The sequence below is a fragment of the Ruegeria sp. BHSA118 genome (assembly GCF_059613405.1).
Genome location: NZ_JBXWSM010000042.1, coordinates 25,097 through 38,071 on the forward strand (window position 1 = coordinate 25,097; position 12,975 = coordinate 38,071).

The 12,975-nt window shown below is 58.5% G+C and carries 12 protein-coding genes, 1 tRNA gene and 1 pseudogene; 6 read left to right on the plus strand and 8 right to left on the minus strand.

What is annotated here, in order from left to right:
• Positions 1–152 precede the first annotated feature (152 nt).
• The 3 genes from AC2FNN_RS13610 (at position 153) to AC2FNN_RS13620 (ending at position 2,284) form a co-directional block, all read left to right on the plus strand.
• Complete coding sequence (locus tag AC2FNN_RS13610; protein WP_496759086.1) at positions 153–1,226, plus strand: NAD(P)/FAD-dependent oxidoreductase; 1,074 nt, start codon at positions 153–155, stop codon at positions 1,224–1,226.
• Entirely contained in the window at positions 1,223–1,876 is a 654-nt protein-coding gene (locus tag AC2FNN_RS13615) for a DUF938 domain-containing protein (protein WP_496759087.1), read from the plus strand. The genes AC2FNN_RS13610 and AC2FNN_RS13615 overlap by 4 nt, the downstream gene beginning before the upstream one ends.
• A gap of 72 nt (positions 1,877–1,948) precedes the next feature.
• The gene (locus AC2FNN_RS13620) at positions 1,949–2,284 is read left to right on the plus strand and encodes a carboxymuconolactone decarboxylase family protein (RefSeq protein ID WP_496759088.1); all 336 of its coding nucleotides are present in this window, start codon (positions 1,949–1,951) and stop codon (positions 2,282–2,284) included.
• Positions 2,285–2,326: 42 nt separating this feature from the next.
• Here the strand turns inward: AC2FNN_RS13620 and AC2FNN_RS13625 are convergent, their stop codons facing one another.
• The 6 genes from AC2FNN_RS13625 to AC2FNN_RS13650 form a co-directional block, all read right to left on the minus strand.
• Entirely contained in the window at positions 2,327–4,834 is a 2,508-nt protein-coding gene (locus tag AC2FNN_RS13625; protein ID WP_496759089.1) for a GcvT family protein, read from the minus strand.
• A 142-nt stretch (positions 4,835–4,976) separates the two neighbouring features.
• Positions 4,977–5,255 (minus strand): hypothetical protein, encoded by a 279-nt coding sequence (locus tag AC2FNN_RS13630; protein WP_496759090.1) that lies wholly within the window; start codon positions 5,253–5,255, stop codon positions 4,977–4,979.
• A gap of 86 nt (positions 5,256–5,341) precedes the next feature.
• Entirely contained in the window at positions 5,342–6,751 is a 1,410-nt protein-coding gene (locus AC2FNN_RS13635; protein WP_496759091.1) for an FAD-binding oxidoreductase, read from the minus strand.
• 93 nt (positions 6,752–6,844) lie between these two features.
• Positions 6,845–8,632, minus strand: a complete 1,788-nt coding sequence (gene ggt / locus AC2FNN_RS13640) for a gamma-glutamyltransferase (protein ID WP_496759092.1) — start codon at positions 8,630–8,632, stop codon at positions 6,845–6,847.
• 110 nt (positions 8,633–8,742) lie between these two features.
• Positions 8,743–9,132 (minus strand): GFA family protein, encoded by a 390-nt coding sequence (locus AC2FNN_RS13645; RefSeq protein WP_496759093.1) that lies wholly within the window; start codon positions 9,130–9,132, stop codon positions 8,743–8,745.
• A 20-nt stretch (positions 9,133–9,152) separates the two neighbouring features.
• Positions 9,153–10,139 (minus strand): 2-hydroxyacid dehydrogenase, encoded by a 987-nt coding sequence (locus AC2FNN_RS13650; protein WP_496759094.1) that lies wholly within the window; start codon positions 10,137–10,139, stop codon positions 9,153–9,155.
• A 198-nt stretch (positions 10,140–10,337) separates the two neighbouring features.
• Here AC2FNN_RS13650 and AC2FNN_RS13655 point away from each other — a divergent pair, with 198 nt between their 5' ends.
• The 3 genes from AC2FNN_RS13655 (at position 10,338) to AC2FNN_RS13665 (ending at position 12,049) form a co-directional block, all read left to right on the plus strand.
• On the plus strand, positions 10,338–10,799 hold the full coding sequence (locus AC2FNN_RS13655; protein ID WP_496759097.1) for an SH3 domain-containing protein: 462 nt from the start codon (positions 10,338–10,340) through the stop codon (positions 10,797–10,799).
• Positions 10,800–10,895: 96 nt separating this feature from the next.
• Positions 10,896–11,885 (plus strand): NADPH:quinone reductase, encoded by a 990-nt coding sequence (locus AC2FNN_RS13660; RefSeq protein WP_496759095.1) that lies wholly within the window; start codon positions 10,896–10,898, stop codon positions 11,883–11,885.
• An 89-nt stretch (positions 11,886–11,974) separates the two neighbouring features.
• Positions 11,975–12,049: transfer RNA gene (locus AC2FNN_RS13665), tRNA-Gln, on the plus strand.
• 205 nt (positions 12,050–12,254) lie between these two features.
• Here AC2FNN_RS13665 and AC2FNN_RS13670 read toward each other — a convergent pair.
• Positions 12,255–12,485, minus strand: coding sequence for a hypothetical protein (locus tag AC2FNN_RS13670; RefSeq protein WP_496759096.1), 231 nt, complete (start codon positions 12,483–12,485; stop codon positions 12,255–12,257).
• 400 nt (positions 12,486–12,885) lie between these two features.
• Positions 12,886–12,975 (minus strand): annotated as a pseudogene (locus tag AC2FNN_RS13675) (IS5/IS1182 family transposase); the annotation flags it as partial.

Here is a 12,975-nt window from a genome sequence, read left to right on the forward strand (position 1 = left end):
TGTATAATTTGATACTTCTTTGACCGGGTTGAAGCACAATTTCAAGGCTGCTTATAGTCCGGGAACCCAAACGCGTGGCGAACGAGGAGCTTTGGCGCCAGCATGAAACTCAAGAAACCTGTTGCGTCTCTGTACAGGATGGATCGCAAGTCATGATTGATTTCCTGATAATCGGAGGCGGCATCGCCGGGCTGAGCGCCGGTGCGCGCCTGTCGCAACACGGAACCGTGATGGTTCTGGAAGCGGAAGACGCCCTGGGCTATCACGCGTCGGGCCGGTCAGCGGCCTTGTTCGAAGAAAGTTATGGACCGCCTTCGGTCGTCGCCCTGAACAAAGCGGGGGCTGCCTTTCTTCACACGCAGAATGGCGGTTACCTGACCCCGCGCGGATTGATGCTGGTCGGAGCAATTGACCAGCCCGACATGTTTGAAGCCGATTGCGCCGATCTGAACATGGTGAAAATACCGATGGATCAGGCCATGTCGCGCGTTCCGATCCTGAACCCGGACAAGGTCGGGTTTGCAGCCATCAGCGAAGCGGCGTTTGATATCGATACGGATCGCCTGTTGCAGGATTTCGCCCGGACCATCCGGCAAAACGGGGGAACGGTTTCGACGAAAAGCAGAGTCACCGCCATTCGAAAAGAAAAACACTGGGCGGTTGAGGCCGGTGAGATCTTTGAAGCCCGCACTCTGATCAACGCAGCCGGGGCCTGGGTAGATGAGGTTGCACAGTTTGCAGGGCTGCCCGGTATCGGTATCACACCTCGCCGCCGGTCGATGGCCCGCCTACCCGCCCCCGGAGGGCATGACGTATCTGTCTGGCCGATGATGCTGGGCGCCGGCGAAACATGGTACGCCAAACCGGATGCGGGCAAGCTGCTGGTCTCACCATCCGAAGCCGATCCGGTTGCGCCACAGGATGCCTATGCCGATGATATGGTGCTGGCAGAGGGTCTGGCACGGTATGAGGAGCTGATGACCGAGCCTGTCACAAGAGTTGAAACGAATTGGGCAGGATTGCGCAGTTTTGCCCCGGACGGGACCTTGGTGCTTGGGCGCGACCCGCTGGACCCTTCGTTTGTCTGGTGCGGCGGCCAGGGCGGGTATGGCTTTCAAACCTCACCGGCGGCCTCGCAACTTTTGTGCGATCTTGTTGTCGGAAACACACCCGAGCTGGAACCTGACACAGTAGGCATGTTGACCCCTGACAGGCTTAAACGATGATCAAACGCAGCCTCCCCTCTTCTGCAAGCGTCGCCAATGCGTCTGAAGATGGTAAGCTGGTGGCCCCGGCAGCATCCCGGAACACGGACGCCCTGTGTGCTGTGTTGCAAGAATGGGCCCCGTCCCAGGGCCACGCATTGGAAATCGCAAGTGGAACCGGTCAGCATGTCAGGGCCTTCGCCGAAGTGCTGCCAGGGCTGACCTGGCAGCCTTCGGAAGTTGACCCTGAGCGGCGCGTGAGTATCGACGCCTATACCCGCAACCTGCCAAATGTCACGCCTGTCGCAGAACTGGATTCAACGATATCAGGCTGGCACCGGCGGTTTTTCGGCCGGGATCTGATCGTTCTGATCAACTTGATTCACTTGATCAGTTGGCAGGAAACCAGAACCCTCGTTTCAGAAGTCGCCCAATCCCTGTCACCAAAGGGGCGGTTCATCTTGTACGGCCCGTTCAAACGTTCGGGCAAACTCATCAGTGACGGGGATGTCCGCTTTCATAAGGCTTTGATTCAGCAAGATCCGGAAATCGGCTACAAAAACGACGAGGACATTCTGGACCTTTTCGAAAACGTCGGCCTGCACACGCTGGCACCGGTCGAAATGCCTGCAAACAATCTTGCATTCGTTGCCGAACGCCCTGACGTCTGATCGAGATCAAAGTCAAACAACCGCATCCCAATTCATATTCCAGTTGCTAGATATGAAGAAGGGCACTCAGCAATGGCATGGCAAGAAAAACTCTCGGCAACACGAAAGAGTTTGCTAAACCTGAACGGATCCATACCCGATACGACACGCGCATTCGGAGCGCTTGGCAAAGCCGTCAAAGAGGGCGGGACGCTCGACTACAAGACCAAGGAATTCATTGCGTTGGGCATGTCGGTCACCCTGCGATGCGAACCCTGCATCACCCTGCACACCGAAGCTTTGATCAAGGCCGGTGCGACACGGGAAGAAGTGTCCGACGTGTTGGCTATGGCGATCCAGATGGGCGGTGGCCCAGCCATGATGTACGCGGCCAAGGCGCTGGAATGCTTTGACGAACTGTCTGGATGACAAAAAGAAAAGGCCCCGAAGGTTTCCGGGGCCTTTCTTCGATCAACCGTCCTTGCGGATGGTTTCGTTTTTCGGGTCGTAGGGGCTGTCGCAGGTCACGACCGCATCCCACAGCTTGTCCTGCATCTTGACCTTCAGCTTTGTGCCTTCGACCGCCAGTTCAGGCTTCACATAGCCCATGCCGATGGACTTCTCGAACGCGACCGAATAGCCGCCCGAGGTCAGACGACCCACGCGCTCGCCTTCCGGCGTATACAGCGCCTCGCGGCCCCACGGGTCAGCATCGGCCGGACCGTCGATCAGCAAGGTGCAGCACTTCACGCGCACGCCGGTCTCTTCCAGCTTGGCCTTGCCGTAGAAGTCTTTCGACAAGTCGACAAAGCGCGGCAGATCGGCCTCCAGCGGGGTCGCGTCACGGCCCAGTTCGGTGCCAAAGGCGCGATAGGATTTCTCCTGACGCAGCCAGTTCTGGGCACGCGCACCGACCAGCTTCATACCGTGCTTTTCACCGGCTTTTTCCAGCAGGTCGAACAGGTAGTTCTGCATCTCAATCGGGTGGTGCAGTTCCCAACCCAGCTCACCGGTATAGGCCACACGGATCGCGTTGACCGGGCACATGCCCAGTTCGATCTGGCGCGCCGACAGCCACGGGAAGCGCTTGTTGGACAGGGCGGTTTCCGGATCGGCGTCCTTGATGACCTCTTTCAGAACGTCGCGCGACTTGGGGCCGGCGATGGCGAAGACGCCCCACTGGGTGGTCACGTCCTGGATCTCGATGTAACCGAACTCCTCCATCTTGTCCTCGGCCGCCTTGCGCAGGTAGTCGGCGTCGTACTCGGTCCAGGCTCCGGCAGAGACGATATAGTAGTTGTTCTCGCCATTGCGGACGATGGTGTATTCGGTGCGGGTGGTGCCGTGCGAGGTCAGCGCGTAGGTCAGGTTGATACGACCGACCTTGGGCAGCTTGTTGCAGGTGAACCAATCCAGGAACTGGGTCGCACCGGGGCCTTTGACAACATGTTTGGTGAAGGCCGACGCGTCGATCAGGCCAACGCCTTCGCGGATCGCTTTCGCCTCTTCGACGGCATATTGCCACCAGCCGCCACGACGGAAACTGCGGCTTTGCTTGTCAAAGTTGTCCGGCGCGTCCAGCGGGCCGAAATAGTTCGGACGTTCCCAGCCGTTGACCCAGCCGAACTGCGCGCCGCGCGCTTTCTGACGGTCGTAGGCCGGAACGGTGCGCAGCGGACGGCAGGCCTCACGCTCTTCATCGGGGTGGTGCAGGATATAGACGTGCTCATAGCACTCTTCGTTCTTGCGGGCCGCGAACTCGGTGGTCATCCAGTTGCTGGAATAGCGTTTGGGGTCCAGCGAGGCCATGTCGATCTCGGCTTCGCCATCGACCATCATCTGCGCCAGATAGTAGCCGGTGCCGCCTGCCGCGGTGATGCCAAAGCTGAAACCTTCGGCCAGCCACATGTTGCGCAGGCCCGGCGCAGGGCCGACCAGCGGGTTGCCGTCAGGCGTATAGCAGATCGGGCCGTTGAAATCGTCTTTCAGGCCGGATTCAGCACAGGACGGCACGCGCTCGGCCATGGCCATGTACTGATCCGCGATCCGATCCAGATCCAGCGGGAACAGATCCGCGCGGAAGCTGTCCGGCACACCGTGTTCAAACCGGGCGGGGGCGCCATGTTCATAGATACCCAGAATCCAGCCGCCGCGTTCTTCACGGGCGTAGGATTCGTTGTCGGCGTCGCGCACGACGGGGTGTTCGGGGTTGCCTGCTTCGCGCCATTTGACCAGTTCAGGGTCTTTGTCCATGACGATGAAGGTGTGTTCGACGGGGATTGCCGGCATCTTGATGCCCAGCATCTTGGCGGTGCGCTGTGCGTGGTTGCCCGATGCAGTGACAACATGTTCGGCAGTGATTACAACCTTTTCGTCGCTTTCGACAAGGTTGCCGCCTTTTTCCACCATCTTGGTGCAGGTAACTTCCCAATGGGTGCCGTTCCAGTGGAAGGCATCCGCCTGCATCTTGCGCACGATCTCGACGCCACGCTGACGGGCCCCCTTGGCCATCGCCTGTGTCACATCAGCGGGGTTAATGTACCCGTCTTCGGTATGGTAGATTGCGCCCTTCAGGTCCGATGTCTCGATCAGCGGCCAGCGTTCCTTGATCTGCTCGGGGGTCAGCCACTCATAGGCAACATCGCAGGTTTCGGCGGTGGAGGCGTAGAGCATGTACTCGTCCATACGCTCCTGCGTCTGTGCCATGCGCAGGTTGCCGACGACGGCAAAGCCCGCGTTCAGCCCGGTTTCTTCTTCCAGCGTCTTGTAGAAGTCGACCGAGTACTTGTGGATGTGAGTTGTCGCATAGGACATGTTGAACAATGGCAGCAGACCAGCCGCGTGCCAGGTGGACCCGGACGTCAGCTCGTCCCGTTCGATCAACATCACATCATCCCAACCTGCTTTGGCCAGATGATAGGCAATCGAGGTCCCAACGGCGCCGCCGCCAACGACCAGTGCTTTGACTTGGGTTTTCATAACCGGGCGTCTCCCCTTGAAATCAGTTGACACCATATGGCGCACTTGAGGGGGGTCGCGCGACATTCATCCGACCAGTGATATGAAAAAAACGACCCGATCATCGAATGCGGGTCGCAGATCTGACATGAAATCCCTGATCTCAACCGCTGGAGCGACAGCGCTTGCTTGTCCCGATCGTGGTGCAGACAAGTTTCCGAACTTCCTCTGACGGTGTCTTGGCCGCAGGTTCCTCGGACTGTGAAGGTTGGGCATCTGCTTCAAGCCGACTTTCCGAAATCCCGACACGCGCGGATACCGAGGCAACATAACCCTTGAAGCCCATCCCGCTCTCGGATGCCTTGGCCTGCTGATAATAGTCCAGCCCAACAATGGCGACCCCGCAGATCGCTGCAAACCCTGCCAGATATTTTACGCTCATGTCAGCCACCTGTTCCTAACCGAGTCGGTGAGACCAGAACATGTGGACGATTTGAAGGCGCAATACGGGCCAGAACGCGAAAACCGCTAGGGTTGGCCGGATAATACCTTACCGGGATTCATGATGTTCTCGGGGTCCAAAGCAGCCTTGATTGCGGCCATATACTGCGTGGCGGCGCCCAGTTCCTTTATAAGGTATGGCCGCTTGCCCTGACCGATTCCGTGTTCACCTGTACAGGTGCCCTCCATTGAAATTGCCAGGTCGTTCAACCACCCGACAAACTCTTCGGCCTTGGCGACTTCTTCGGTGTTCTGCATGTCGATCAAAAGAAGCGAGTGAAAGTTCCCATCCCCCACATGCCCCACCATTGGCGCGAGCAAACCAAGATCGGCTGCCTTCTGCTGAGTGCTGGTCACACATTCCGCCAGGCGCGAGATCGGCACGCAGACATCCGTTGAAATACCACGCGCGCCGGGGCGCAGTTGCAGACACGCCCAATACATATCATGGCGCGCCTGCCAAAGCTTGTTCCGCTCTTCCGTGGTCGAGGTCGCAGCAAAGTCAGTACCGCCGAATTCCTGGACGATCTGACCAAAGGTCTCGGCCTGTTCCGCCGCACCGGTTTCAGAGCCATGGAATTCCAGCAGCAGCAATGGCGTTTCCGGCAGGCTCAGCCCGGAATAGGCATTTGCCGCCTGAACGGACATTTCATCCAGCAACTCTATTCGGGCGACCGGAATGCCATACTGAATGGTCATCATAACCGCGCGGCACGCTGCATCGACCGAAGGAAAGGAACACCTGGCCGAGCTGATCGCTTCGGGGATGCCCTGCAAGCGCAGAGTCAGCTCGGTGATGATACCCAGCGTGCCTTCTGCCCCGATCAGAAGGCGTGCCAGATCATACCCGGCCGAAGACTTCTTGGCCCTGTGACCGGTACGGATGATCTGGCCGTCCGGCATGACCGCCTCGAGGCTGAGAACGTTGTCCCGCATCGTACCGTATCGCACCGCATTGGTGCCCGACGCGCGGGTCGCGGCCATACCGCCCAGCGAGGCGTTCGCCCCCGGGTCAATCGGAAAGAACAAACCCTGATCCCGCAAATGGGTGTTCAGCGCCTCGCGCGTGACGCCGGGCTGCACCACACAATCCAGATCTTCGGCGTGGACGGCCAGCACCTTGTCCATCTGCATCAGATCGACCGAGATCCCCCCCGCTGGCGCATTCACATGCCCTTCCAGCGACGTTCCTGTGCCAAAGGGAATCACCGGCACCCGGTGCGCGCCACAGGTTTTGACAATTTCCGACACGTCCTGCGTTGTATGCGGGAAAACCACAGCATCCGGGCTCTGGTTTTCGATCCAGGTCGTAGTGTGCCCGTGCTGTTCACGGATCGCGGCACCCGTTTGCAGCCTGTCGCCAAAACGTTGTTTCAGAACGCCTATGACGGTTTCGATACCTGTTTCATTCCGAGGCAAAGCGGTCGCCTGCACCATCGTCATCCTCCCCTGTCCCGGCACGTCGCGGGCCCTTCAGTTCATGACTAAAGGGCCCACCAAATGTGGGCAATCCCCACAAATACCGAGGCCCTATTCGCCCAGCGCAATCCCTTCGCGACGGGGGTCAGCGCCACCGCTCAGCCCGTCGCCGATTTCGATGGCGTGAAGACCAGATGTCAGGTCACGCGGATTTACCTCGAACCCAAACTGGGTCAGCCCGTCGGAAAAGCCTTCGGCAGAGGTCCCGGCCTCGACATCATATATCCCGAAACGATTGACGAGATGCGGCAGCGATACGGCTTGTTGCACATCCATACCCCAGTCGGCCCATGCGATGATCGACTTGGCCACATAGCCGATGATCCGACTGCCGCCCGGCGAGCCAATCGCCAGAACCGGCGCGCCATCCTGCATCACGATTGTCGGGCTCATGGACGAACGCGGGCGTTTTCCAGGCTCCAGCCGGTTGGCGATCGGCACCCCATCGCTGTGGGTCTTGAACGAAAAATCCGTCAGTTCGTTGTTCAAAAGGAACCCGTTCGTCATCAGGCGTGAGCCAAAGCCGTTTTCGATGGTCGTGGTCATCGACAGCACGTTGCCATAGCCGTCCACGATCGAGATATGCGAGGTCGAAGGCAGCTCAAGCGACACATCATCCGCCCAGTTCAGCGCGTGGTCGAATTCCGGCTGACCGGGTTCGACATCTGCCAGCGCGCCTTCGGTGTTCAGCAATTCCGCACGTTGCGACAGGTAGGCCGGGTCAACCAGCCCCTTGGTCGGCATGGGCACGAAATCGCTGTCGGCCATGTACCGGCCGCGGTCCGCAAAGGCGAGGCGCGAAGCGTCTCCGATCAACCGCCAGGCCTCGGCGCTTTCCGGCCCCATGGCCGCCAGATCATGGCTGTTCAGCATTCCCAGAATTTGCCCCACGGTCAGCGCACCCGACGACGGCGGGCCCATGCCGCAGACTTCATAGGCGCGGTATTCCGCGCAAACCGGCTCGCGCTCGATCACCTGATACAGCGCAAGATCCGCACCGGACAGAACACCGGGATTGCCCGGCGCGTTGCGAACCGTGCGCACGATATCCGCTGCAATCTCACCGCCGTAGAATCCAGCCGCCCCATCGCGGGCGAGCACACGCAGTGTTTCGGCGTAAGCGGGGTTCATCAGGCGCTGCCCCTGTTGCAGCGGTGCGCCCCCCGGCAGAAAATACGCGGCCGTTTCCGGAAAGCGCGACAAACGCTCGGCATCTTTTTCGACCAGGCTAGCCAGACGTGGGGACACCAGGAACCCTTCATCCGCCAACCGGATTCCATCGGCAAACAATCCGGGCCATGATGAACGCCCCCAGCGACGATGCGCCTCTTGCAGCAAGGCAGGTGTGCCCGGCGTCCCCACGGACAGCCCACCGACAACCGCATCGAAGAATTTCAGCGGCTCACCGTTTTCGTCCTGAAACAGGGTCGGTGTGGCCGCCAGCGGCGCCGTTTCACGCCCGTCCAGAGTTGTCATCTGACCGGTCGCTGCATCGTACCAGACCAGAAACGCACCGCCGCCCAAGCCCGAAGATTGCGGTTCGACCAGGCCCAGCACGACCTGCACCGCAACCATGGCGTCTGCGGCAGACCCACCTGCGCGCAATACTCTGGCGCCGGCCTCCACCGCCAGCGGGTTGGCCGCGGCAACCATCCAGTTCTGGGACGTGACCGGAACGCCATCCAGTTTGGCCTCGAGCGCCGCGATGACCTCGTCGGTCATGGCCTGTACCTGCCCTTCCGTGACCGTTTCGGGTGCAACGGCATCGGCCGCTTCCTGAGCGACCCCCGGAGCAGCAAAACAAAATGCAGAAAATAGTAGAACTGAAACACGTCTCATCTGATCAAATCCTCCGATACATCCCTGATTTTCAAAACTGCGCGCCGAGCACGCTCTGAGCAAGTCCAAGCTGCACGCCATCAACACACAGCAGACGTCCGCAGCACGCGTTAAGCCTTTGCGTCGTCTGCCAATCGATCCCGATCATAACGGGTCATACCGCAGAACTCGGGCAACCACGCTTCACGCCGGGAGACCCAGCTTTCATATGTTGGCGTCAACTGATCTGGCACATCAAGACATCCAAGATGCACCTCCACTTCGGTTCCGCTACGCGCAAAGACCGGAGAGCCGCAGCCAGGGCAAAAATACCTGTCAGCATAACCACGCGTTTCGCCGGAAACCTCTATTCTGTCGTCCGGGAAAACGGCCGCCGCATAGAACACCGCGCCATGATGCTTGCGGCAGTCCAGACAGTGACAGATTCCGACCCGCAGTGGACGACCCGAAGCTCTGATGCGCAGATTTCCACAACGGCACCCTCCTTCATAGACGTCCATTCCTGCTCCTTTCCAGAGCGCTAGAGCATCGCCGGCACAACCTGGTCCGGCGGGCGGTGGCCGTCTTCGAAGGTCTTGATGTTGATGATGACCTTCTCGCCCATCTCCACCCGACCCTCGAGCGTGGCTGATCCCATATGAGGCAACAGAACCACATTGGGCAGCTGCCGCAGGCGCGGGTTCACGTCAGTGCCCTGTTCGTAGACATCCAGCCCCGCCCCCGCAATTTCACCTGCGCGGATCATCCGGGTCAGGGCGTTTTCGTCCACAACTTCACCACGTGACGTGTTGACGATCACTGCCGAGGGTTTCATCAGTTTCAGACGACGTGCGTTCATCAGATGGAAGGTCGACGGCGTTGAGGGGCAATTGACCGAGATCACATCCATCCGCGCGACCATCTGATCCAGGCTTTCCCAATAGGTTGCCTCCAGCTCCTGCTCGGTCTCGGTGCGCAACCTGCGGCGGTTGTGATAATGGACCTGCATTCCAAACGCTTTCGCACGCCGCGCCACCGCCTGCCCGATCCGGCCCATGCCCAGAATGCCCAGACGACGACCACCGATACGGCCTCCCAGAAAAGCGGTGGGCGCCCAGCCGGACCAATCTCCCTGCTGCATCACGCTCAGACCTTCGGGAATGCGTCTGGTGACGGCCAGAATCAGGGCCATGGTCATGTCGGCGGTGTCATCGGTCAGGACCCCCGGCGTGTTCGACACCAGAATTCCACGCTGGCGTGCGGTGGACACGTCAATATTGTCGACACCGGCACCGTAATTGGCGATGAGCTTCAGCCTTTCGCCCGCCTGGCCCAGCAGACCGCCATCAATCGCATCGGTTACCGTAGGCACCAGGACATCAGCTTCCTGTACGGCGGCCACCAGTTCCTCGCGCGTCATCGGAGTGTCATCGTCGCGCAAGCGCACATCAAACAACTCGCTCAACCGTGTTTCGACCGCTTCGGGCAACCGTCGCGTAACGACAACACTCAAACGTTCTCTTGGCACTTCGGCCCTCCCACTGCTTTGCAAACGGACGCGCGCCATGGCATCGTGACGCAGGATAAGGCGGGGCACAAGAACCCCTTTGGCATTGAGTCGACCTTTTTTCGAAACCGGATCAACAGGCATAAGAGCAGGCAGTCAGTGAGTGGTATTCGACCGGTAAATCGCCGCTGTCTGGCGGCACTATCCGTATTTCTGATCATGTTCGGCGCATGGGCCGCGCATGCCGACGTGAAACGTGGATCCGTTACCAACCTGCCCCTGCCCCGTTATGTCTCGATGAAAGCAGCAGAAGGCAACGTGCGACGCGGACCTTCTTTGACACATCGAATCGACTGGGTGTTCAAACGGCGCGGAATGCCGCTTCAGGTCACTGCTGAATACGGCAACTGGCGAAGGGTTCAGGACCGCGACGGCGCCGGAGGCTGGGTTCACTATGCCCTGCTGTCGGGTGTTCGGACAGTGCTGGTTGAATCCGAAATGCTGCCTGTCTATGCCCGACCCGATCCGAACGCGCCAGTGAATGCGCATTTCGAATCCGGGGTCGTGGCCCGACTGGGAACCTGTTCGCTGGACTGGTGCCGGATCACCGCCGGCGGGTATCGGGGTTGGACCTTGAAGGCGAACCTTTGGGGTGTCGACCCGTCCGAAATTCGCGAATAACCACAGGGCCGAGCTTCCCCCGCGTTGCGGACACGCGACAAGGTGTTTGAGTTTCCCGCCGGTATGCTGTGAAACTCAACCAAAACGGAGGCGATCATGCGCGCAGTTACATATTCCACCTTCGGAGACCCGGCCGATGTCCTGCGGATACAGGACCTCCCTCCGGTCCCGCCGGGTCCGGGCGAGGTCACGGTAGAGCTGTCCTTTTCCGGAGTGAACCCCTCCGACGTCAAAGCCCGCGCCGGGACCAGACCGGGCGTGACAGAGCCGCTGTTCCCCCTGATCATCCCGCACAGTGACGGCGCCGGTGTGATTTCGGCCGTTGGCGACGGAGTATCCGCATCTCGGATCGGGCAGCGCGTGTGGATCTGGAACGGGCAATGGCAACGCCCTTTCGGCACCGCCGCCAGCCACATTACCCTTCCCGATGCGCAGGCCGTGGCTCTGCCGGATGCGGTATCGTTGCAGACCGGCGCGATTCTGGGCATCCCCGGCCTCACCGCCTGCCATGCGGTGTTTTCAGGCGGCCGCCCCGATGGGCATACGATCTTGATACACGGTGGCGCGGGCACCGTCGGCTTTCTGGCCGTTCAGCTTGCCAAATGGGCCGGCGCGCGCGTGATCGCGACCGCCAGCCCTCGCAACTTTGACCGGGTCAGGGAAGCCGGCGCAGATATCGTGATTGATTACGCCAACAAGGATCTTTCCTCAGAAATTCTCGATGCAAATGGAGGAAAGACAATCGGCCGAATTATCGACGTCGAATTCGGCCGGAATATTCAAACAAACGCTGCGGTCATCGCCGAGAATGGCCGCATCAACGCCTATGGCTCTGCCCAAGACATGACCCCCGTGTTTCCGTTCGGGCCGATGATGTTCAAAGCCATGACGCTTGAGACCATTCTGATTTATCTTCTTCCACCGGTTCTTCGCGCCAATGCCGTGAAGACCCTTCACAAGGCCTTGGCGGATGGCGCTTTGACATGCCCTGTTCAAAAGGTCTTTGCACTTGAGGAATGCGCGTCTGCTCATGCAATGGTGCAGGATGGAAACCGGACCGGAGCCGTGTTGATCGACACCAAATGACCGCCCTGAAAAAAATCCGTTCAACCTGAATTTTTTGACAAAACGCTCTTGATCCCCGCCAACAACAATCGTAGATAGCCGCTCACCGTTGGGGTGTAGCCAAGTGGTAAGGCAGCGGTTTTTGGTACCGTGTATCGTAGGTTCGAATCCTACCACCCCAGCCATTATTTTCCAATAAAATCAAATACTTGACGGAATACCAATTTCGAATCTGGCTGAAGACTCGCGCAATTTCGCCTAACATTCTGGGGCAAAACTGGGGCCGGAAAAGAAATATTACAGAAAAGTACGCTTAAGTTACTGTTTTAAAACAATTAAGGAACCTACGATACACGGTAACACCACATGCATATCGTAGATTGTTCCTTGTCACCACTTCGCATCTCGAACCCACTTTTCAATTTCTTTGTCCAACAAATCTTCTCGATATCTCCTATACTTACCAACCTTTACGAACGGCAGTTCGCCACGGTTAGTCTTGTTGTCGATCCAAGTCTTATTAACGTCGTCCATACCCAACGCGTGTAGTTTGTCGACGACTTGATCCCAACGCAAAAGTCGTACTTGTTCCTTGGGCTTACGTGTTGTCTTGCGATTCATAGAGCCCTCCCTCGACTATGATCCCGAAAGCTTACGCTGTAAATTTTCCCTTTAAAATGATAGAGTTATTGACTGTGTAAGTGTGTTTTGCACATCTCGGACCCAAAGTTTCGACTTAATGTGCAAAGCGTGTTCTTCAAAATAGCCCGTGGCTGAAAAATCCGTTAATCACTGCAATCGGAACAGGGGTTCGCTAGCAGAAATAACACCGGCAAGAAAATATTCGCACAATTCGGGATTTCTCTACTGGGGCCAGCAGCCCCAGTTTTTGATCTCTAAGGATGTTTCCTGATGTACAAAGGTGGCGAACAGGACGAGAACGACAGTATCGATGACCGGCCCCGAACAATCGAGTGACGCGTTTTCTGAGGATTTCATGCTAGGCTCCAGACTCATTGATTTACACCCAAAACAAGATGGTAGCCGCGAGTGCGATTGCTGATAGGAAGACCTTCGGGCATCTGTCATATCGGGTGGCAACCCGCCGCCA